Origin of the sequence: Paraburkholderia sp. SIMBA_027 (assembly GCF_046535315.1) — a bacterium.
GTDB classification, from domain to species: Bacteria; Pseudomonadota; Gammaproteobacteria; order Burkholderiales; family Burkholderiaceae; genus Paraburkholderia; species Paraburkholderia tropica.
In genome coordinates, this window is the sequence record NZ_JAWRWY010001263.1 from 1 (window position 1) to 249 (window position 249).

Here is a 249-nt window from a genome sequence, read left to right on the forward strand (position 1 = left end):
CGCTGTCGATCGCAATCTGGAACATCGCATCGAGCGACTTTTCCATGGCGCTGTCGACATTCGTCGGGTCGAGACGGCCAACATAGGCGGCGCCCATCTGCATCGCCTCGCGCATGAGGCCATCGACCTTCGAGTGCAGCAGGCCATGCTGGGGGAAGGCAACGATCTCACAATCGAAGCTGTCCTTGTGCTTTTCCAGCGCGAGCTTCAGGTGTTCCAGGCTCTTCAAGCCGCTGACCGGATCGATAT

1 pseudogene is annotated in these 249 nt (G+C 59.0%); it reads right to left on the reverse strand.

Going from position 1 to position 249, the window contains the following annotated elements:
• Positions 1-249: pseudogene (locus SB764_RS43210) on the reverse strand (cytosine deaminase); the annotation flags it as partial.